This is a genomic window from Frigoriflavimonas asaccharolytica, assembly GCF_013294015.1.
Taxonomy (GTDB): Bacteria; Bacteroidota; Bacteroidia; order Flavobacteriales; family Weeksellaceae; genus Frigoriflavimonas; species Frigoriflavimonas asaccharolytica.
In genome coordinates this window covers 72,981-93,809 of record NZ_JABSNO010000011.1, presented here as the reverse complement: position 1 = coordinate 93,809, position 20,829 = coordinate 72,981, and the positions used below count along the sequence as shown (strand labels likewise).

The window sequence follows — 20,829 nt, the reverse complement described above, 5'->3', positions numbered from 1 at the left end:
TACAATGATAAATATTCGCCTTCACTCTATTTTAGACAACGATTTCTATAAAATTACAATGCAGAACGCAGTTGTAAAATTATTTCCAGGGCAAATCGTGAAATATCAATTCATCAATAGAGGTGCACATATATTTCCAGAAAATTTTGGCTTAGAATTGAGAAAGGCAGTTGATGCAATGGCAGAACTTTCCCTTACAAAAGCAGAAAAATCTTTTTTAAAAGAAACTTGCCCTTATCTAGATTTACCTTATTTAGATTTTTTGGCAGGCTATCATTATGATCCTTCGGAGGTAAAAATTACACAAAATGGTGATGATGTAGAAGTATCTGTAGAAGGTCTGTGGTACAGAACAATATTGTGGGAAGTTCCATTATTAGCCTTAATTTCCGAACTTTTTTACCATCTAAATAATTTAAATAGAGATTCAGACGAAGAAATTATCGATAGTACTTTGCAGAAATCTGAACATTTGCAAGATCTTGGAGTTACTTTCGCAGAATTTGGAACAAGAAGAAGACATTCCTATTTGGTTCATGATTTGGTTGTGAATACATTACAAAAAAATTCTGGCAAAAATTTCATAGGAAGTTCCAACGTACATTTCGCGATGAAATACGGCATCAAACCTATAGGAACGCATGCTCACGAATGGTTTATGTTTCACGCTGCAGAATTTGGTTTCAAAATGGCGAATGAAATTGCACTAGAACACTGGGTAGATGTTTACCGTGGAGATTTGGGTGTTGCACTTTCGGATACCTTTACTACAGACGTTTTCTTCCGTCAATTTGATAAGAAATTCACCAAATTATTTGATGGTGTTCGTCACGATAGTGGAGACCCGATTGAATTTGCCGAAAAAACCATTGCGCATTATGAAAAAAACGGAATCAATCCTTTATATAAGTACATTATTTTTTCTGATGGTTTGAATTTGGAAAAAGTGGACGAAATAACCAAAGCTTGCCGCGGAAAAATAGGGATTTCATTTGGTATTGGTACCAATCTTACCAATGATGTCGGTTTAAAACCAATGAATATTGTGATGAAATTGATTGGAGTACAGGCGCCAAATAATGATTGGATTCCCACCGTAAAACTTTCTGACGAAAGAGGAAAATACACCGGCGATCCGAAAATGATAGAATTAGCGAAGGAATTTTTGAGGATTAAGGATTGAAATATATTTCAATAGATATCGTTAAATTTATATAAAAAGATTCCCATGAAAACAATTGAAGAAGTTTTAAAAAAATTAGACGAAATTATACTTTGGAGCAAGGAAAACCAAAATCCAATTGGCTATTTTGCTTGCACGTACAGAATAATGACGGCGCAAGTTTTGAAAGGAATTCAACAAAAAAAGTTTGAAGATAACAATCGGATGATTGCTCTAGATGTTGCTTTCGCAAATAGATATGTAGATGCTTGGGAAAATTATAAAGTTGGAAAAAAATGCACAAATGCATGGTTTATGGCTTTTGAGGCAGCTAAAAATCCGAAATTATTAATTCTTCAGCATATATTTTTGGGAATGAATGCACACATCAATCTAGATTTAGGAATTTCTGCAGCTTCCATTATGCCATATCGCAAAATAAATCCTTTGAAAAATGATTTTGGGAAAATAAATGTGGTCATTTCTGAAATTAATCAAAATGTACAAGATTCTTTAAATAAGATTTGCTACACCGTAGAATTGATTGACAAAATTTCCTACGGAAAAGACAATGTAATCTTAGACTTTGCCATCGCAAGAGCAAGAGATACTTCTTGGGCAACTGCAGTTATTGCTTCAAATACTCCAAATTTTTTGAAAGAATCTGTAGAAAGCATTATAGACTATGCAGCAGCAAAAGTAGCTTCTCAAATTTTAAATCCTAAATTGCTGTACTCACAAATTGCGGCACAATTAAGAAAATGTGAAAGCAACGATGTTGCAAAAAACATCAAAATCCTTGCGGACACAAAAAATATTTAATCCAAATCCGTAAAGCAAAATATTGTTACTTTTTGTAATTTTGAAAAATGGAAATTACATATTTAATCATCGGCTTTCTCGCTGGTGGAATTCTTGGAGCTACAATTTTATATTTCTTTTTAAAATCGTCAATGGTTTCAAGAAATTCTTTTGATGAAATTAATAATTTAAACATAAAAACAAATTCAAATTTTGAAAATTCTCAACTGAAAATAGGAGAATTGAACAGATTTATAGAAAATGAAAAATTCATTTATAAAGAACAATCTATAGAATTATCTACTATAAAAAATCAATTCTCAACAATTTCAGCTTCTTACCAATCACTACAAGATCAATTTATTGATACCAAAGAATTCATCGCGAAACAGACTTTGAAAATAGATGAATTGATTATTGAAAATAAAAATATATTTTCCACCAATACAGAATTAAACGCTATTAATGATAATTTAAAAAGAACGCTGGAAAACGAAAAAGCTGAAATTGAAAAAATACAAAAAGTCGCAAAAACAGAATTCGAAAATTTAGCTAACAGAATTTTAGAAGAAAAAACAGAAAAATTCACCCTTCAAAATCAAACAAATTTAAAAACCATCCTGGATCCGCTTCAAGAAAAAATAAATTTATTCGAGAAAAAAGTAGAAAATACACACAAAGAAAGCATCGATTATCATGCAGCACTTCGGCAGCAAATTATAGGTTTGCAAGATCTCAACCAACAGATGAGTAAAGAGACATTAAACCTAACCAAAGCATTAAAAGGTGACAATAAAATCCAAGGAAATTGGGGAGAGTTAGTTTTGGAACGGGTTTTAGAAAAATCTGGTTTGGAAAAAGGCAGAGAATATGAAGTGCAAAAAAGCCATACAAACGAAGATGGCAACAGAGTTTTACCAGACGTGGTCATTAATCTTCCTGACGGAAAAAAAATGGTGATCGATTCCAAGGTTTCCCTAAATTCCTACGAAAGATATATCAATGAAGAAGAAGAAATTCAAAAAAACATACATTTAAAAGAGCATGTTTCTTCTATAAAAAGACATGTAGAACAGTTGGGAAATAAAAACTATCAAAATTTATATCAAATGGAAAGTCCAGATTTCGTTCTGCTTTTCATCCCAATAGAACCAGCTTTTGCCATTGCTTTGAATGAAGATACTTACCTATATAACAAAGCATTCGAAAAAAACATTGTAATCGTTACTCCATCCACACTTTTGGCTACTTTGCGAACTATAGATAGTATGTGGAGCAACCAAAAACAACAGGAAAATGCATTTGAAATTGCAAGACAAGCAGGTGCATTGTATGATAAATTTGATGGATTTGTAGGTGATTTAATGAAAATTGGAAACAAGATAAAAGATTCTAAAAGTGAATATGACAACGCCATGAATAAATTGGTAGAAGGGAGAGGAAACTTAATAACAAGTGTAGAGAAATTAAAAAAAATGGGAGCGAAAGCAAAAAAAGCACTTCCAGAAAACATAATTGCAAGAGCAACTTCTGAGGAAGAAGAAATATAATTTTGGAAAATGATTGAAAGCTTACAAAACGATAAAATAAAATACATTTCGAAACTTTTAACAGATAATAGATTTCGGAAAAAAACTGGAGTCTTTTTAGTTGAGGGAAAACAAGAAAATGAAACCGCACAAAAATTTGGGTTTGAGATAGAAGCTTTGTTCATTGCCCCAGAAATTTATAAAGATGACATCCCAAATGAAAAGGTAGAACTCGTTTCTGAAAAGATTTACGATAAATTAGCCTATAGAAAAAATACAGAAGGCATTATCGGAGTTTATAAATCTAAAGAAAACAAGCTAGAAGATTTAAAAATAAGAGAAAATTCTACAATAATAGTTGTTGAAGGTGCAGAAAAGCCAGGAAATCTAGGTGCAATTTTGAGAAGTTGCGAAGCTTTTGGAATAGATGCGGTAATAGTAACAGATGCGAAAGTAGATTTTTACAATCCCAATGTCATAAGATCGAGTGTTGGCTGTATTTTCGGAATGAATATTTTCAATCTTGAAAATGAAGAAGCTGTAGCATATCTACAAAAAAATAATTTTCAGATTTTCACTACTCTTATGGATGATAGCTCGCAGAATATACAGAGTAAAGACTTCGCGAAAAAATCTGCTATAATTTTTGGTACAGAACATTCGGGCTTAAGCAATTTTTGGAGAAACAAAGGGGAAAATGTTTTAATTCCAATGTCTGGTTCTATAGATAGTTTAAATTTAAGCAATGCCGTTGCAATAGCCTGCTACGAAATATTACGACAAAAAACGACATAAAAAAACCGTTTCGATAAAGATCGAAACGGTTTCAAATAAATTTCTTGAGAAATTATTATTTTGTAGCTGGTGCAGCTGGTGCAACTTCAACAGTAGTAGCAGCAGGAGTTTCAACAACAACTGTAGAAGAATCTCCAGCTTTCATAGAAGTTGAATCTGCCATCATAGGAGCAGCCATTGTATCTGCAGACATCATAGTAGAATCTGTAGCGTTAGCATCAACAACTACTTCAGTTTTTTTACAAGCAACAACAGCTAATGCAGCGATAGCAGCTACGAATAATGATTTTTTCATAATAATATTTTTTATTTAAGTTAGTTTAGATTTGAGAAATAAGTGAGGCGAACCTCACTTAAAGTTGATTAGTATGTTACTAATTATTTAGTTGCAGTTTTAACAGCTTCTTTAGCGTCTTTTGCAGCATCTTTAGCAGCATCAGCAGCACCTTTAGCAGCTTCACCTGCACCTTTAGCAGCATCTTTAGCCATATCAGCACCAGCTTCAGTAGTAGCAGTTGCAGCATCTTTAGCAGCATCCATAGTTACACTAGCAGCAGAATCAACTACCATAGCAGCAGAATCAGCGATCATTGCAGAAGAATCTACCATTGCATTTGCAGTAGAATCAGCGTTAGACATAGTTTCAGAAGTTTCTTTTTTACAAGCTACAATAGATAAAGCAGCGATACCAGCGATTAAAATTGATTTTTTCATAATAATGATTTAAATTTGTTTATAATTTCGTTTGTGTTCTCTTATTTGAACAGGACAAAGATATAGTGAGAACAAAATTTGTTTTAGAAAATTAATTGTAATATATTTGTAAAGCTATTTTACAATTTTTAATAACTATAAATCAACGTGTTACGCGTTTATAAATATTTTGGAAGATTTAGACATACTTCATTTTGAACAGTTAAAATGTGAAATCCAAGCACGGTATTTGGAAAATCATATTCCATCTGACGATAATATTGCCAATTGGAAAGGAATAGACATCATTTATTTCCAAGAAGACTTGCGCAAACATAGCAAAGCAAACATCAGCGAGAAATCATTTTATACCTATTTTAAGACTAGCCCTGTACTTAAACTCCCTAGAATAGACATTCTAAACCTATTATCTATCTATGCGGGATATATTTCTTGGTATGAATTCAAAAAAAATCATCCTCTTGCACAAGAAATATTAGAAAATTTTTCCGAAAATTCATCAAAACTTCAGGAAATCAAGGTGGAAATTGATCCGAAACCAATTCAAAAGGACAATATTGTTGAAGAAAAACCAGTAGAGGAAACCAAGGAAGAAATACCAGTTATACAAATAAACAACTCTGATCTTGAAGAAGTTAAGCAATTATCTACTTCAAATAATACTACAAATTTACCATCAAAAAAGAGAAAAAAAATATTTCAGGAATATATATTCACAGGATTAACTGCAATTCTCACTTTGGTTGTAGGCTATCTAGGATTTGGAGATGATATTTTTGGAAAAACCTACACTTATAATTTTATGGATGCAGATCGCAACTCTGCAATCGCGAATACCTTAGAAGTAAAAGTAATAAAAGAGAACGAATCGCCTATTTTTTATCGGATTAAACCAAAAGAGCCATTCTACTATTCCACAAAGGATAAAAATCTTAAAATGGTGATCAGTTCACCTTTTTATGAAAACCTAGAGGTAAATAGAAATTTAGATAATGCTCCAGACGAAGAAACCATACTTCTAAGTCCAGACGATTATAAAATGGCAGTTTACACATTCTCTAAGAAAGATATGCGAGAAACTGCTGAAGAAATAAAGCAAAAAAGAAGACAATTAGAAAATTTAATTGCAGAAAATGCCGTAATATATCAAGTTTTTGATAGTGAGATTTACGGTGTAGAAACTTTAAATCGTCAGAAATACATAACATTGCTTACAATACCAACTACTTCTTTGAAAAATTTGAACATTATAGAAATGACAAAAGACAAAGGGAAAATTGTGGCAATCAAATTTAAAATCGACAATGAGAAACCTTAACCTATTTTTTATATTCTTGATTCTATTTACAATCCTTTCCTGTGATAAAAAATCACAAGATGTGAGCGAACTAGATACTCTAAGAAACAGCAGCAACAAAAAAACGTACCCTGCACAACAAATGGATAGTGTGCAAGCCATCAATTCTATCACCAGCCAAAAAGTACAGGATGTCTTTGATCTTTCCTCACTTTACATCGCCGGAAATAAAAACACAGAAATAGATTCTTCTATACATGCACAAATAAAGTTTTATTTCTACAAGCCAGATTCTCTCACATTAAAACCTTTATTCAAAGAATTGGAGAGCCTAAAAGTGAAATCCGCAAAAGTGAACAATCTGGAAGTGTACGATGTTTATTATAAGAAAGACACGCTCAACTTTGCAAAATTTAATGTTGAGTATTTTGATAAAGAGCGCAAAAGTATCGGAAAGTTTGATCACAAATCACAATTTATATTGGTACCTGCTCCGAAAAAATTTAAAAAAGAATTTAAATTCTATTTTCTCGATTTTTTCTCTAAACCTTTGAATGACAGCATAAAATCTGGGGTAATTAAATAATCCAACGCGACATCGGTAGTTGAAAAATCTTCAACATCTTCATCTGGAACGAAAAACCCGACCCCAATTTTTTTAGCATTTTTGTTTATCTCGCTGAAAAATTGATCATAGTATCCTTTTCCATAGCCAACTCTATTACCTAGATTATCAACATATAAAAGTGGTGTGATCACGTAATCGAAATTGGCACATTCATTTATAATTGAAGCTGGCTCCAAAATTCCAAAAGAATTTTTTACCAAAAACTCCTCCTCTTTTAATTGTACTGCAATTAATTGATCTCCTATCATTTTTGGAACGAAAATATTGGCGCCTTTTTCTTTAAAATAATTAATGAAAATCTGCGTATCTACTTCATTAAATTTTTCTATCGAAAGAAAGATGTGAACATTTTGACCAGAAAAAACTTCGAAATTTTCTAAAAATTGAGAAAATATTTCCAAAGACATTGCAAGAATTTCTTTTTTTGAAAAATTTTTTCGCAAAGCAATATATTTTTTCCTGATATCTTCTTTAGTCATATTAAAATCCCTTTAGATCATTTAAATTTTGACCAATTTATACAACTTATCAGATCTTCGTACACGGAATTCCGTCTTAAAGGTAATTACATCTCCTTCCCTAGCAAGCTTTTCGTCTGGCTTTTTGTCCACTCGCATTTCATTTACTACAATTTCTTGTTCCCCTGTGGTTTGTCCAGATATTAAAATTGAATCTCCAATTGCAACCTCATCTTTTGCAATTAAAAATTGCGCGATACTAGATTTTACAAAATAATGTTCTGCTTTGCCAATTAAAACTTTTTTCACTTTTACTACTGGAGTTTTAGCTTCTACTTTCGCAAATGATTTTTGAACTGGATCTCCAGAATTTTTAAATTTTAAAACTTCAGACCTTCCTTTTCTAAAGATTTTATTGCCTACTTCCAAGCCTTTTCTTAAAGATATTTGCTCATTGATAGGCAATTGCACAATTTCCAAACATTCGGTAGAGCAACAATTATCCATCATTGCCTTGCACTCATCACATTGAATAAATAATAAGTGGCATGCATCATTCGCGCAATTTGTATGGTTGTCGCAGGCTTTTCCACATTGATGGCATTTTGAAACGATATCATCTGTAATTCTCTCACCTAATCTATGATCAAAAACGAAATTTTTTCCTAAAAATTTGCTTTCGATAGCTTCTTCTTTTATTTGACGGGCATATTCTATAATTCCACCTTCCAATTGAAAAACATTTTTAAAACCTTGATGTTTAAAATAAGCACTCGCTTTTTCGCAGCGAATTCCGCCTGTACAATACATCAAAAGATTTTTATCTTCTTTAAAATCTTGTAGTTGCTCGTTAATAACTGGCAAACTTTCCCGAAATGTTTCTACATCTGGAGTTATTGCACCTTGAAAATGACCAACTTCACTTTCGTAATGATTTCTAAAATCTACCACAATAGTATTCGGATCTTCCAACAATGCGTTGAATTCATTAGCTTTCACATGAATTCCTTTATTCGTAACGTCGAAAGTATCATCATTCAAACCATCTGCAACTATTTTATGGCGAACTTTTATGGTTAATTTTAAAAATGAATGATCGTCTTGTTCCACCGCAACATTCAACCTTATACTTTTCATAAAATCATAAACCTCCAAAGTTGCTCGAAATTCTTCTAGATTTTCTGCAGGAATACTCATTTGCGCATTGATGCCTTCTTGGGCCACATAAATTCTACCTAATGCATCAAGAGCATTCCAGGCAATAAATAATTCGTCGCGAAATTGTTTGGGATCTGAGATTTTGGCGTACGCATAGAAAGATAAGGTGAGCCGTTGTTTACCAGCTTCATCTATAAGTTTTATTCTTTCTTCTGCGCTTAATTTGTTATACAGTTGCATGCTATCAACGATTTAAGTGAGAAAATTTAAAATACAAAGATAAACAAATATATTTTTTTTGAGAACTGACAAATTATACCTTGTAATCTTCAAATTTTATTTTTTCAAGCGAAAACGAATAAATTTTGTCACAATTTTTTTAAGAAAAACTTAAATCTTGTTAAACTATCGTTAAAGTTGAAACACTTCTGTTGCATATTATACCTATCTAGCATTAAATTTGATGTGGATAAAAAATAAATTAAACAAAATTAAAAATGAAAAATACATTTAAAAAATTTTTGCCATTTGCTTTTGTGGGAATTCTTTCTGGTGCAACTACTGTAGGAGCACTGAAATATATGGACAATAACGGTATTATTGAAGATACCGGATATTTTTCTCAATCAAAAAACACAACATTCACCAATTTGAGCGCAACTGCTCTAGGAGAAGATTTCACAAAGGCATCTAAGACGACAGTTCCTGCGGTTGTTACGATTAAAAATTACCAGAATAGCAATGCATCTAGACCATCAGATATGGATATATTCGAGCAATTCTTTGGTGCTCCACAAAAGAAGCGAGATGATAATATGCCTACAGGTCTAGGATCAGGTGTTATAATTTCACCAGATGGTTACATTATATCTAATAACCACGTTGTAGAAGGCGCTAATAAACTGGAAGTAGTTCTGAGCAACAGAAAGACATACATCGCAACTCTGGTTGGTACGGATCCAAATACAGATATCTCTTTGTTAAAAATTGAAGATAAAGGTTTGCCATTTTTGAATTTTGCAAACTCTGATATGATTGAAGTTGGGCAATGGGTTTTGGCTGTCGGAAATCCCCTCGGATTAAATAGTACCGTAACTGCGGGAATAATCTCTGCAAAAGGACGTGGAATTGGTATTCTTTCTGGACAAGGAACGGCAACAAATCCTATTGAAAGTTTTATACAAACAGATGCAGCCATTAACAAAGGAAATTCTGGTGGTGCATTGGTAAATATGAATGGAGAATTGGTAGGTATAAATTCTGCAATTGCATCTACGAATGGATATTACCAAGGATATGGTTTTGCTGTACCTTCTAATCTTGCAAGAAAAATAGTAGAAGACATCAAAAAATTTGGTCTTGTACAAAGAGGTTTCTTAGGAGTTAATTCCCTAGATTTATCGAATGATGAGCAACTTGCTGGATACAATAAAGATAAAAAAACCAATATAAAAGCTGGTAATGGAATTTTCGTAACAGGTGTAACAGAAAATAGTGGTGCAGAAGATGCAGGACTTAAAGAAGGAGACATCATCACTAAAATAAATGATATGGCTATCACAGATTTTGCAGATCTATCCCTTGCTGTTGGTAGCAAAAGACCTGGAGATCAAGTGGTAGTAAGCTATATGAGAAATGGAAAACCATATAATGCATCCATTACCTTGAAGGATCAGAAAGGAAACACCTCATCTAGAACGAAAGCAGACCTTACAGTTTCGGAAAAAATAGGAGCAGAATTTGAACCATTAACCAAAGAATTTAAAACCAATTATGGTTTAGACAATGGAGTTTATACCAAAAATGTAACTGGAAATGGCGTTTTAGGAAAATTAGGAATTCAAGATAATTTCATTATTATGGAGATCAATGGGAAACCTATAAATTCTCAAAAAGATGTAGAGAAAATTTTGAATAACTTCAAAGGAAATGTACAAATAAAATTTGCAGATCCAAGAGGACAAATCTATACGAGAGGTTTTGCAATGCCGAACTAGAATTAGCGATTAGCGATTAGCGATTAGCGATTAGCGATTAGCGATTAGCGAAAATTAAAAAACGCAGTTTGAAATATTCAGACTGCGTTTTTTTTATTCTCGAAGTTTTTTTATTTTCAATAATTTCTCTCTTCGCTTATTTCTTCTTTTATAAATAATTTCGGTTATTTTTCCGCCCATCCAAGAAAATGGAAAGAAAGTGAGGAACACACATATTTTGTAAAAAGTAGGATGATATGGAAATATAATAATATCCAGCATTGCAATGAAAAGCATTACAAAACCAATCAAAATTGCATAAGCAACCTTTGCGTATTTTACCAGAATAGCTGTTGCAACACCACCTAAAGTAGTTGATAAGCCTGATAAAAACAGAAGATATAAGAAAAAACCCTCGTCGTTTTGTACAGATTTTAGAAACTTGCCCCAATTTTGGAAAGGTGAAAATCTTTCATAAGTGATCCACTCGGTATTGATCCTTACACCAAATGTAATGACCAATCCTGCTATCACAAGACCTATTAAAATTGCAAAAATATTTCTTAAAATATTCATTAATACTAGTCTTGATGCGCTATCATAGAGATTTCTACGTTCACATTTTTTGGTAAACAAGAAACTTGTACTGTTTCTCTTGCAGGATAAGACCCTTCTTCTAAATATGATGCATAAATATCATTCATCACAGCAAAATCGTCCATAGATTTTAAGAAAATACTCGCTTTCACTACGTTCTTGAAACTCAAACCTGCTTCTTTTAGCACTGCATCTAGGTTTTTCATCACTTGATGAGTTTCGTTTTTTATACCTTCTACTAACTTTCCTGTAGCAGGATCTACTGGTATTTGTCCAGAAATGTATAATACTCCGTTTGCCATATTCGCTTGAGAATACGGTCCGATTGCAGCAGGTGCATTTGTAGTTGAAATTATTTTCTTCATGTAAAGATTTTTTAGATTACCGCAAATATATCATTTAATTAAAAATAAAAGAAGCTAGTTGTAAAAATTAGAAAACAGCGTTAGGTTGTTGAAAACTTCTTTCTTCGTATTTCACCGTATCACTAAGAATATTTGCTTTTATCCCAATAAAGAAATCATACACTTTAAATTGGCCAAAAGGAACCCAATTAAAATTGATAGAGAAACTTCTTTGATCTCTTGTGAAACCTATTCTTGTGTAGTCTAATTTCTTGGAAACCACATCGTAGAATGTGCTACCATTAATGCTCCAATAAGGGGTAAGATTCATAGTTCCATCTAATCCCACAGATGCAACTTTGGTTCCAAATAATGTTAGATTTCTTGTGTAGCTGTATTGCGCATTAATGTTTAAAGTCCATGGTTGCTGAAATCTTGCGTAGTTGTTTTCATCAAAATAGTAGACTTCATTTCGGATCTCTCCCTTGCTTTTATATTTTTTAGAAAGATCTTCTTGTTTTCCAAAAATTGCTTCACTCAAAGGATAAGATAATTGCAAACCAAAACCTTGCACGCTAAACGCCCCAAAATTATTGCTTCTAGTTCCAGATGTTTCGCCTGCAAGAAATATAGTTTCGTACGGATCTAATGTTAAATTCGTATTAATGTTTAATTTACCTTCAAATACAGAAGTTTGTCCACGTATAGAAAATGCCGACCAAGGATTGGTATCTGCTGCAAAATTGTAGCTTCCATCTATGCTTAAAGTTTCAAACAACTTTACTTTTTTACTACCCGTAGAATCTGTTTTAGATCTTACCTTCATTTCAATATTATTATTTAATGAAAACGTAAGTGCACCAATTTCACCCGAAGAAGGCGAGCCTACAATGCCGCCATCAAAGATAGAATATGGAGTAAGTGCACCTGCAATAGTATTGTAATTTCTGTAGTATCCAAAATTTTCTCTAGAAAAATCTGGTGAATAAGAAAATCCTACAGAAGGTGTAATCACATGGCGAATTCCTTGTATTGCAGAACCTTTTTTAAATATTTTTGTGCCGTACAAAGTTGTATTCATACTTGCATTCGTCGTAAAGGTAGAAAATCCTGCGATACCTTTATTCATAGTATCTTCTATTACATTCAATACAGGATTATATTCTTTAGACAAAGTTTTTGTAGTCAATGCATTATTTATTTGCCCACCCAAACTGACGGTAAAATACTTTGCAACCGTAGTATTTGTGGCTAACTGAATAGAATTTGTAAGACCTGTCTGCAGATTGTCAAACATTTCTTTTTGAAAGATTTTACCATCTTCAAAGTTGGAAGAATTGGTGAAATTGAAACCCGTATTTACATTGATATTCTCTAAAAGACCTTCACGAATTCCCGTTTTGGGAGTAAAAAGATAGAATTGATTGATTGCAACATTCATTTGTGGTAATCTAATGCTACCAATACCACTGGAAAAATTTTGAGAATATGAAGAAGTTCCGGTGATGGTAATCGGTAATCTCAAAAATCTTTTAGTAACACTTAATGTAGAATTTTGTTGTGCATTAAGCGTATTTTGGTTGAAAATATAGTTGTTATTGATGTTATTATTATAAAACTTATTGCTCACAACATCTACAGAAGCTGCAAATGTAAGCAGCGGATTAGATTTTGTATCTTGTGAGTGGCGCCAAGAAATTCTATAAGTCGCAGTTTTAGAATAATCATCTAGACCCTTAATTCCTCGAACTGTATTACCAATATCTAGATTTAAATTACCATTGTATTTATATTTCTTGGCATAGTTTACCTCTGGTCGTATGTTATAACTTCCTTTTGTATAATAATCTGCTAAAATTTTTAAATCAAAATGCTCACCTAACGGTTGATAATATCCAATTCCATTTAGGAAAAAACCAACATCTTCTCGTTCTCCAAAACTTGGTATTAAAATTCCTGCAGACCTTTTGTCACTGAAAGGTAGAATTGCGAAAGGCATGATCAACGGTGTCGGCACTTGCTCTATATATAGCTGTACAGGACCAGTGATAACAGAAGATTTATTCTTCCCTTTTACCAGTTTAATATTGGGAGCAAGCAGATAATAATCTGAAAGTGAGTCTTTTTTCTTCAAAAAATATTCATCTGTGGTATATTTTCCGCGTCTCATAAAAAATACAGAATCGTTGTATTTTTTAGTTTTTTGGGCAACTATTACGCCTTCACTTTCTTCTGTTCTAGCATTAAAAGCGATCGCTTGTCCAGTTTTTAAATTATAATTAAACTCTGTATACTCATAGGTTTTTCCAGCTTGAGTTGCAGAAGCTGCTCCTACAATTTTCCCCAAACTATCTTGTTTACCTCTTGCAAATACAGTGTTTGCAGCAATATCTAATTGAATATAGTCTGCATCAATCTGCATATCACCATATTTCACTTGTGCATTTCCAATCAAATAAGTAACTTTCTTTTTGGCAACATCAGATCTTGTTTCGTCTGCTTTTGTGTATAAAATGGAAGTTAATTGTTCTTTTTTAACAATTACGGTATCAGATTTGCGTTGCACAATATTACTGTCCTTAACTTTTGGCAAAACTTTAGCAGTTCTTTGTGCTAAAATATTGTTAAAAATTAGGATAAGTAATATATGTAATATATTTTTGAAGCTGATTTTGATTTATTTATTTAAATTATTAAAGGGTCAAAATTAAACAATTTTTAAAAATTGACAGATGATTAAAACGAATAGTTTAAAAAAATATTTCTTTCTAGCATTAATTTTCTTTAGTTCCATTTCTAATGCACAAAAGAAATTCACAATTGTATTGGATGCAGGACATGGCGGATCGGATATAGGCGCGAATCGCAAGTACGATTTTGGTTACCCAATGGAAAAGGATATTACCTTAGCAATTGTTCTAAAATTGGGAGCGATGCTAGAAGCAAACAAAAATTTTCATGTAATATATACACGGAAAACAGATTTTTATCCTTCTTTAACCGACAGAACGGATCTTGCAAACAGCAGTAAAGCAGATCTTTTTATGTCTATACATGTAAATTCCTCCCCGAGTAGAACTGCAACTGCAAGAGGTACAGAAACCTTCGTGCAAGGACCAGGACAGAATAGAGAAAACTTAGAAGTTGCGAAAAGGGAAAATGATGTCATATATTTAAACGATAAAGACAAGCAAACACTCGCATCTTATGATCCAAATTCTCCAGAATCTCTTATCTCTCTGAAAATTCAACAAAGTAAATATTTAGAAAAAAGTTTATTGATTGGCGGTTACATTGAAGAAAATTTTGATAAGGGCGGCCGTTTTTCGAGAGGTGTGAAGCAAACCAATTTGCACATCTTGAGAATGAGTGCTACTACATCCGTACTGGTAGAAACCGGCTTCGTAAATAATCCAGAAGATGCAGTCTATCTTTCATCAGAACAAGGACAAAAAAAGACAGCCGACGAAATTTATGATGCAATACAAAAATATTATAGTAAAGTAAACAATAGTCCATCGCCTACGATTGTAGTAAAAGAAAAGCCAGTAGAAACTCCCCTTAAAAATGATTTCCGAATTCTTTTGATGAGTACTAACATGAAATATACAGATGGACACCCTGCATTGCGTGGTTTAAAATACATTTTACCCATTAAAGAAAATGGTTTTTATAAGTATTACTACAGCGTTACCAATTTCGCATCAATAAGGGATAATAACCTTAAAACATCAAAAGATGCTGGTTTCCGCAATGCTTACGCGGTAGGTTTTATACCAAATCAGAAATTAAACTCAGGATATTATACCATTGAAGTTGCAGTGAGTGAAAGTAAATTAAGCAATTCCTCCCCTATTCTTTCCAAATTGAAGGATGTAGAAAGAGAGAAAGAAGGTAGGACATTCTACTATACTTGGGGGAAAGCAAGCACCTTAGAAGAGGCGGTCGCACTACAAGATCAACTAGAAAAAATGGGAATTACAGATACAACTTTACAAAAAGTAAATAAATAATCATTTTTATTTTGCAGTTCCAATAAATATTTCTATTTTTGCAGTCCTAAATCATTTGGCCTATTCGTCTAGTGGTGAGGACTCAAGATTTTCAGTCTTGCAACAGAGGTTCGATTCCTCTATAGGCTACTAAAAAATTTTAAAAAATAAATTTGTAAATATTAAAATAATTTATATCTTTGCACCCACATTTTAGAAACAATTATGGCAAATCATAAATCAGCATTAAAGAGAATTAGACAGAGCGCAGCGAAGAGATTGCAAAACAGGTTTTATCACAAAACCGCAAGATCTGCAATGAAGAATTTAAAAGCTGAAGAAAATAAAACAACAGCAGTAGAGCAATTACCTAAAGTAATTTCTTTATTAGATAAATTGGCAAAGAAAAACATTATTCACAAGAATAAAGCTGCCAACTTAAAAAGCAAATTGGCTAAGCATGTCAATTCATTAGCATAAACTAATTGATGGCCCGTTCGTCTATCGGTTAGGACCTCAGGTTTTCATCCTGGTAAGAGGGGTTCGACTCCCCTACGGGCTACATTTTTTGAAAAGAATCTCATTTTGAGATTCTTTTTTTTTGTTTAAAACTTTTTCGTTTTTAAAATATTCTATACTGCTTATCTATTTTTAAATAAAAATATCGCCAAATCTATGTAAGGCAATACTATTTAAAACTTCTTAATAGGATCTATTTTAAATAAAATCGTCCTCTTTAATTTCTACTTCACGCACAATGTTTATATTTGATAGCGCAAATCTTTATAAAAATAAGAATATCAATTACTGAAAATCTATGAACTCATTTGAACATATTAAAAATATTTTAAAAGAAATTGAAGAATTTTCAGATGGTACAGACGTTTTTAAAAACAAAATTGTAGAAGCCGCCTTAAGATTAGATCCAAAATTACTTTCTGTTTTGATGAAAGACGAAAGAAGTAATTCTATTTTTTTTCAGAAAGTAGATGATATTTTCATATTTGATAAAATTAAATTCCAAAAATTTATCTCTAACAAAGAATTTTTACCAGATAGTTTTACGTCTTTTAAAAATAAAATTGGGCTCACTGCAAATGGAGAATACCTAACGGAAGCAAAAGAAGTAGTATTAGATTTCCCATACAAAGATTGCATTTTAGAAGGTGGACAAACAAAGGAAGATCAAAAAAGGCAAGAAATATTTTGGAATGAAACACTAGCTTCTGAAGAAATTGATCGTCTATTTGAACCAAAAGCATTGATCAATTGGAAAAAATATGATGAAAATGGAGAACATATTGTAGAAGAATGCACTATAAATGATAATTTAATCCTCAAAGGGAATAATTTAATTGCCTTACATTCTCTTACAAAGAGCCATAAAGGAAAAATTAAACTAATATATATCGATCCGCCGTACAATACTGGCAATGATAGTTTTCAATACAATGATAGTTTCAACAGAAGCACTTGGCTAACTTTCATGAAAAATAGATTGGAAGTTGCCTGGAACCTATTGAAATCTGATGGAACATTTTTCATTCAAGTTGATGACAGCGAATTTGCTTATTTGAAAGTACTTTGTGATGATATTTTCGGAAAAGAAAACTTTCGAGAAACTATTGTTTTAAAATCTAGCACAGAAAGTGGAGTAAATGCCATAAATGTGAAACGCGGAGAAAGACTTTTTAAAGTAAAAGAATATATTTTATTCTATTCAAAATCTAAATCTTTCCGGTTTAAGCCTTTTTATACGAAAGCAGAATTTAATTTGAATTACAAATATGAGGTCATCAATAAAGATGGAACCTACACTGTAGAAGATATTTCTAAGAAATTTAAAGAAAAATTCACTCATCTAGACATTTCATCAACGGAAAAAGATCTTCTAACGAAAAAAGCTTTTGAAAATTATGCACTTCAAAATTCAGAAAATATCTATTCCTTAGAAAAAAACATTAAAAAAGCAGGTGAAAAATTTAAAAATTTTGCTTTAGCCAATAAAAGTAAAGGTATTGTAGAGGCCTACGAAAACTCTTTGAAAAAAATTGTGCTTATCTATGACGGTGGTGTTTTTGTGCCATTACAAGAAAGAGTTATAATAGAAGAGAATAAAAAATATTTTGGGGTTTTGGCTTCGGATTTATGGGTAGACATTGGCACAACACCTTCCAGTGAAGGAGGTGTGAAATTTAGCAATGGCAAAAAACCAGAAAAATTATTACAGAGAATCATTGCAATGACTACTGATGCAAATGATATCGTGTTAGATTATCATCTTGGAAGTGGCACTACAGCTGCAGTTGCGCACAAAATGGGCAGAAGATATATCGGTATTGAGCAAATGGACTATGGCGAAAATGATAGTGTTGTAAGGCTTCAAAACGTAATTTCTGGTGATACAACTGGTATTTCTAAGAATGTGAATTGGATCGGAGGTGGAAATTTTATATACGCAGAATTGGCAAAGCACAATGCGCAATATATTGCAAAAATTCAAGCTGCGAACAACGGAAACGATATTGAAAAAATACGGAAATCTATTTTAGAGGATTCTTCCAGAAATTACAAAATATCCAAGACTTCATTTGAAGAAAATATTCCTCTCTTTGAAGATTTAACTTTGGACCAGCAGAAGATCGTATTGATCAATTTATTGGATAAAAATGAATTATACATCAATTATTCTGAAATCGAAGACCAAACTTATAATATTTCAAAAGAAATAGTAAAAATCAATCAGCAATTTTATAATTCAAAATAAATTGTATGGCAAAATATACTGACGATAGAAGTTTTACGGATTTTGTGCACAAAAATATAGCAGTTTCAAAAATATATAATGAAATTGGATGGGTGCAAGAAGTATTGGAAGAGAAATATGCCGAAAAAATAGATAGGGAAAATGGTATAGATTACATTTTTAAGAAAGATGGGATTATAAAAACGGTCCAAGAAAGATTTAGAGAAAGAAAATTTCAGAAATATTCCGATTTTACGATAAGATATAGAAGAGATGGAAACATACACGAAGCGAGACGAGAATCAGAATATTACAAAATGAAAGCAGCTTTTTTCACTTATGGCATTACAAATTGCTTAAAAACAGATATTGCTGAATGTACAGATTTTATAAAATATGCCATTATTGATATGGAAAAAGTATATTCTAAAATAGATTCTGGCGAAATAAGGATAAAAGACAATGGCGCAAATTTTTGTAAAGTGATCATTGAAAACAATCAAAAGATAATAGAATGTCCTGTGAAATTTAATAAAGATCAATCTTCTTCATTTTTTCCGATAGAAATTTCTTATTTGATAGATCTTTTTGGAGAAAATATCGTGATTGCACAAAAAGGATTTTTATAAATTTATCTATGCCAAATCTGAATTCCGAAATATCAAAAGCTATAGAGTCTGGTTTTGTTTCCTTTGAAACCAATAAAAATATTGTGCAAAATCTTAATCCTAAATTGGCAATAAGACCCTATCAGGCAGAAGCTTTTGCACGCTTCAATTATTATTTTTCTGCATTTTTTAATGATAAGAAATCTTTCCAACTTTTGTTTCACATGGCAACAGGAAGTGGAAAAACTTTGGTGATGGCAGGTTTAATTTTAGATCTTTACGAGCGTGGATATCGAAATTTTATCTTTTTTGTACACAGCAATAATATTATTGAAAAAACCAAAGACAATTTTTTAAATAGTTCTTCGTCCAAATATTTGTTCAATAATATCGTTTCGTTTGCAGATAAAAAGGTCCAAATCGCAGAGGTAGAAAATTTAGAAGCTGTAAATTTAGAAGATATCAATATCGTATTCACTACAGTGCAAGGTCTTCATTTAAAATTGAATACACCACGAGAAAATGCCTTAAACTACGAAGATTTTGCAGATAGAAAAGTAGTTTTATTATCGGATGAAGCGCACCACATCAATGCTGACACCAAAAAAGGAAAACTTTCTAAAGACGAGCAAGAAGAGATTTTCAGTTGGGAAAGTACAGTAAATAAAATTTTCAAATCCAACTCAGAAAATTTATTGCTAGAATTTACGGCAACTGCAGATCTGGAAAATGAAAATCTGAAAGAAAAATATTTAGATAAATTAATTTTCGATTATCCTTTAAAACAATTTCGGATTGACCAGTATTCTAAAGAAGTTCAGCTATTGCAAGCAGATCTAGAACCATTTGAGCGTGCACTTCAAGCTGTTCTATTAAGTGTTTACCGAAGAAAGATTTTCGAAGATTTTAAAAAAAATATAAAACCTGTCATTCTTTTCAAATCTAAAACAATTGCAGATAGTATTAATTTTTTTGAGGAATTTGCATATAAGATAGAAAATTTAAAATCCGTCGAAATAGAGCAGATTAGAAATAAAAATTCAGAAAAAATTTTTGTAAAGATTTTCGATTATTTTAAAGAAAAGAATATTTCGCTAGAAAATTTATTATTAGAAATTAAGGAAGATTTCTGCATAGAAAAATGCATATCTGTAAATAGTAAAAATGATAGCGATGAAAAGCAATTGCTTATCAATAATTTGGAGGATGTAAAAAATGAATATCGGGTAGTTTTTGCTGTTGATAAGCTGAATGAAGGTTGGGATGTACTCAATCTTTTTGATATTGTAAGACTATACAATACAAAAGACAGCGACCACAAAGCTGGAAAAATTGGAAAAACCACCATGTCGGAAGCGCAATTAATCGGAAGAGGAGCAAGATATTGTCCCTTTCAAATTGATGAAACTCAAGCATTATTCCAAAGAAAATATGATGACAATTTGCAGCATCCACTAAGAATTTGCGAAGAGTTGTACTATCATTCTACTCACAATCCTAAATATATTTCTGAACTCAACAAAGCTTTGGAAGACATTGGATTAAAGCCTACTAAGGAAGAAAATTTAAGACAAAATGATAAAAAAACAGACACTACATTAGAAAAAAACAAAAAAGCTAATTATAAATTAAGCATTTCGGAACTTCCAATAGAACTGCGAGAAAAAATTTATACCGTGAAATTTAGCACCGGCTATTCTACCTCTTCCCGCATATTTGAAGATTCAATTCCAATTCCTATGGAAAATACGGTAGTAATTTATAATCTTTTGGATTTTGGAGAAGCCATCATTAGAAAAGCAATTAATAAATTGATATTCTACCGTTTCGATAATTTGCAGAAATTTTTTCCTAAACTTCTATCAATGAAAAATTTAATTACCGACGAAAAATTTCTAAAGGACATTAAAGTTAAATTAAATGGTCCTTCAGATGTGGTGAATAATCCTACCAAAGACATCCAACTAAAAGCTACAATTTCTGTATTGCAAGAAATTTCCGAAAATTTAATCTCTTAAAAATAG

The 20,829-nt window shown here is 31.9% G+C and carries 19 protein-coding genes and 2 tRNA genes; 14 read left to right on the top strand and 7 right to left on the bottom strand.

What is annotated here, in order from left to right; translation table 11 throughout:
* Positions 1-4 precede the first annotated feature (4 nt).
* Genes pncB through HNQ03_RS08865 form a run of 4 tightly spaced genes read left to right on the top strand, consistent with a single transcriptional unit; the run spans position 5 to position 4,287 of the window.
* On the top strand, positions 5-1,183 hold the full coding sequence (gene pncB / locus HNQ03_RS08880) for a nicotinate phosphoribosyltransferase (protein WP_173779319.1): 1,179 nt from the start codon (positions 5-7) through the stop codon (positions 1,181-1,183).
* 45 nt (positions 1,184-1,228) lie between these two features.
* The gene (locus HNQ03_RS08875) at positions 1,229-1,984 is read left to right on the top strand and encodes a DUF5995 family protein (protein WP_173779318.1); all 756 of its coding nucleotides are present in this window, start codon (positions 1,229-1,231) and stop codon (positions 1,982-1,984) included.
* A gap of 47 nt (positions 1,985-2,031) precedes the next feature.
* Complete coding sequence (rmuC, locus tag HNQ03_RS08870) at positions 2,032-3,513, top strand: DNA recombination protein RmuC (RefSeq protein ID WP_226927472.1); 1,482 nt, start codon at positions 2,032-2,034, stop codon at positions 3,511-3,513.
* A 9-nt stretch (positions 3,514-3,522) separates the two neighbouring features.
* On the top strand, positions 3,523-4,287 hold the full coding sequence (locus tag HNQ03_RS08865) for a TrmH family RNA methyltransferase (protein WP_173779317.1): 765 nt from the start codon (positions 3,523-3,525) through the stop codon (positions 4,285-4,287).
* 55 nt (positions 4,288-4,342) lie between these two features.
* On the opposite strand, the gene HNQ03_RS08860 is transcribed toward HNQ03_RS08865, so the two are convergent.
* On the bottom strand, positions 4,343-4,582 hold the full coding sequence (locus HNQ03_RS08860) for a hypothetical protein (protein ID WP_173779316.1): 240 nt from the start codon (positions 4,580-4,582) through the stop codon (positions 4,343-4,345).
* An 83-nt stretch (positions 4,583-4,665) separates the two neighbouring features.
* Entirely contained in the window at positions 4,666-4,926 is a 261-nt protein-coding gene (locus tag HNQ03_RS08855; protein ID WP_226927471.1) for a hypothetical protein, read from the bottom strand.
* 244 nt (positions 4,927-5,170) lie between these two features.
* Between HNQ03_RS08855 and HNQ03_RS08850 the strand changes: the two genes are divergently transcribed.
* Positions 5,171-6,319 carry a hypothetical protein gene (locus HNQ03_RS08850; RefSeq protein WP_173779314.1) on the top strand — a complete coding sequence of 383 codons (1,149 nt, stop codon included), beginning with the start codon at positions 5,171-5,173 and terminating at the stop codon, positions 6,317-6,319.
* On the top strand, positions 6,306-6,884 hold the full coding sequence (locus HNQ03_RS08845; protein ID WP_173779313.1) for a hypothetical protein: 579 nt from the start codon (positions 6,306-6,308) through the stop codon (positions 6,882-6,884). The genes HNQ03_RS08850 and HNQ03_RS08845 overlap by 14 nt, the downstream gene beginning before the upstream one ends.
* Here HNQ03_RS08845 and HNQ03_RS08840 read toward each other — a convergent pair.
* Together HNQ03_RS08840 and trhO are read right to left on the bottom strand one after the other, a co-directional pair.
* On the bottom strand, positions 6,821-7,405 hold the full coding sequence (locus tag HNQ03_RS08840) for a 5-formyltetrahydrofolate cyclo-ligase (RefSeq protein WP_173779312.1): 585 nt from the start codon (positions 7,403-7,405) through the stop codon (positions 6,821-6,823). The genes HNQ03_RS08845 and HNQ03_RS08840 overlap by 64 nt on opposite strands.
* Before the next feature lie 21 nt (positions 7,406-7,426).
* The gene (gene trhO, locus HNQ03_RS08835) at positions 7,427-8,782 is read right to left on the bottom strand and encodes an oxygen-dependent tRNA uridine(34) hydroxylase TrhO (protein ID WP_173779311.1); all 1,356 of its coding nucleotides are present in this window, start codon (positions 8,780-8,782) and stop codon (positions 7,427-7,429) included.
* 257 nt (positions 8,783-9,039) lie between these two features.
* On the opposite strand from trhO, the gene HNQ03_RS08830 reads away from it, so the two are divergent.
* A complete protein-coding gene (locus tag HNQ03_RS08830) occupies positions 9,040-10,539 on the top strand; it encodes a trypsin-like peptidase domain-containing protein (protein ID WP_173779310.1) in 1,500 nt (499 codons plus the stop codon).
* Positions 10,540-10,632: 93 nt separating this feature from the next.
* Here the strand turns inward: HNQ03_RS08830 and HNQ03_RS08825 are convergent, their stop codons facing one another.
* The 3 genes from HNQ03_RS08825 to HNQ03_RS08815 all read right to left on the bottom strand — a co-directional run bounded on the left by HNQ03_RS08825 (position 10,633) and on the right by HNQ03_RS08815 (position 14,136).
* Complete coding sequence (locus HNQ03_RS08825; protein WP_173779309.1) at positions 10,633-11,094, bottom strand: hypothetical protein; 462 nt, start codon at positions 11,092-11,094, stop codon at positions 10,633-10,635.
* Positions 11,095-11,099: 5 nt separating this feature from the next.
* The gene (locus HNQ03_RS08820) at positions 11,100-11,480 is read right to left on the bottom strand and encodes a RidA family protein (protein WP_173779308.1); all 381 of its coding nucleotides are present in this window, start codon (positions 11,478-11,480) and stop codon (positions 11,100-11,102) included.
* Between the two features lie 67 nt (positions 11,481-11,547).
* On the bottom strand, positions 11,548-14,136 hold the full coding sequence (locus HNQ03_RS08815; RefSeq protein ID WP_173779329.1) for a putative LPS assembly protein LptD: 2,589 nt from the start codon (positions 14,134-14,136) through the stop codon (positions 11,548-11,550).
* A 55-nt stretch (positions 14,137-14,191) separates the two neighbouring features.
* On the opposite strand from HNQ03_RS08815, the gene HNQ03_RS08810 reads away from it, so the two are divergent.
* The 7 genes from HNQ03_RS08810 to HNQ03_RS08780 all read left to right on the top strand — a co-directional run bounded on the left by HNQ03_RS08810 (position 14,192) and on the right by HNQ03_RS08780 (position 20,823).
* Positions 14,192-15,472 carry an N-acetylmuramoyl-L-alanine amidase family protein gene (locus HNQ03_RS08810; RefSeq protein ID WP_173779307.1) on the top strand — a complete coding sequence of 427 codons (1,281 nt, stop codon included), beginning with the start codon at positions 14,192-14,194 and terminating at the stop codon, positions 15,470-15,472.
* Positions 15,473-15,529: 57 nt separating this feature from the next.
* Positions 15,530-15,601: transfer RNA gene (locus tag HNQ03_RS08805), tRNA-Glu, on the top strand.
* 75 nt (positions 15,602-15,676) lie between these two features.
* Positions 15,677-15,931, top strand: a complete 255-nt coding sequence (gene rpsT, locus HNQ03_RS08800) for a 30S ribosomal protein S20 (protein WP_173779306.1) — start codon at positions 15,677-15,679, stop codon at positions 15,929-15,931.
* Positions 15,932-15,941: 10 nt separating this feature from the next.
* Positions 15,942-16,013 (top strand) — tRNA-Glu (locus HNQ03_RS08795).
* 255 nt (positions 16,014-16,268) lie between these two features.
* The gene (locus HNQ03_RS08790) at positions 16,269-18,218 is read left to right on the top strand and encodes a DNA methyltransferase (protein ID WP_173779305.1); all 1,950 of its coding nucleotides are present in this window, start codon (positions 16,269-16,271) and stop codon (positions 18,216-18,218) included.
* Between the two features lie 5 nt (positions 18,219-18,223).
* Positions 18,224-18,826 (top strand): hypothetical protein, encoded by a 603-nt coding sequence (locus HNQ03_RS08785; protein WP_173779304.1) that lies wholly within the window; start codon positions 18,224-18,226, stop codon positions 18,824-18,826.
* Between the two features lie 8 nt (positions 18,827-18,834).
* Positions 18,835-20,823, top strand: coding sequence for a DEAD/DEAH box helicase family protein (locus HNQ03_RS08780; protein ID WP_173779303.1), 1,989 nt, complete (start codon positions 18,835-18,837; stop codon positions 20,821-20,823).
* The last annotated feature ends 6 nt before the right edge of the window (positions 20,824-20,829 follow it).

Excerpts from the sequence above, each read along its gene's own strand:
- pncB (WP_173779319.1), top strand. The coding sequence starts at position 5 with ATGATAAATATTCGCCTTCACTCTATTTTAGACAACGATTTCTATAAA.
- HNQ03_RS08875 (WP_173779318.1), top strand. The coding sequence starts at position 1,229 with ATGAAAACAATTGAAGAAGTTTTAAAAAAATTAGACGAAATTATACTT.
- rmuC (WP_226927472.1), top strand. The coding sequence starts at position 2,032 with ATGGAAATTACATATTTAATCATCGGCTTTCTCGCTGGTGGAATTCTT.
- HNQ03_RS08865 (WP_173779317.1), top strand. The coding sequence starts at position 3,523 with ATGATTGAAAGCTTACAAAACGATAAAATAAAATACATTTCGAAACTT.
- HNQ03_RS08860 (WP_173779316.1), bottom strand. The coding sequence starts at position 4,582 with ATGAAAAAATCATTATTCGTAGCTGCTATCGCTGCATTAGCTGTTGTT.
- HNQ03_RS08855 (WP_226927471.1), bottom strand. The coding sequence starts at position 4,926 with ATGTCTAACGCTGATTCTACTGCAAATGCAATGGTAGATTCTTCTGCA.
- HNQ03_RS08845 (WP_173779313.1), top strand. The coding sequence starts at position 6,306 with ATGAGAAACCTTAACCTATTTTTTATATTCTTGATTCTATTTACAATC.
- HNQ03_RS08840 (WP_173779312.1), bottom strand. The coding sequence starts at position 7,405 with ATGACTAAAGAAGATATCAGGAAAAAATATATTGCTTTGCGAAAAAAT.
- trhO (WP_173779311.1), bottom strand. The coding sequence starts at position 8,782 with ATGCAACTGTATAACAAATTAAGCGCAGAAGAAAGAATAAAACTTATA.
- HNQ03_RS08830 (WP_173779310.1), top strand. The coding sequence starts at position 9,040 with ATGAAAAATACATTTAAAAAATTTTTGCCATTTGCTTTTGTGGGAATT.
- HNQ03_RS08825 (WP_173779309.1), bottom strand. The coding sequence starts at position 11,094 with ATGAATATTTTAAGAAATATTTTTGCAATTTTAATAGGTCTTGTGATA.
- HNQ03_RS08820 (WP_173779308.1), bottom strand. The coding sequence starts at position 11,480 with ATGAAGAAAATAATTTCAACTACAAATGCACCTGCTGCAATCGGACCG.
- HNQ03_RS08810 (WP_173779307.1), top strand. The coding sequence starts at position 14,192 with ATGATTAAAACGAATAGTTTAAAAAAATATTTCTTTCTAGCATTAATT.
- rpsT (WP_173779306.1), top strand. The coding sequence starts at position 15,677 with ATGGCAAATCATAAATCAGCATTAAAGAGAATTAGACAGAGCGCAGCG.
- HNQ03_RS08790 (WP_173779305.1), top strand. The coding sequence starts at position 16,269 with ATGAACTCATTTGAACATATTAAAAATATTTTAAAAGAAATTGAAGAA.
- HNQ03_RS08785 (WP_173779304.1), top strand. The coding sequence starts at position 18,224 with ATGGCAAAATATACTGACGATAGAAGTTTTACGGATTTTGTGCACAAA.
- HNQ03_RS08780 (WP_173779303.1), top strand. The coding sequence starts at position 18,835 with ATGCCAAATCTGAATTCCGAAATATCAAAAGCTATAGAGTCTGGTTTT.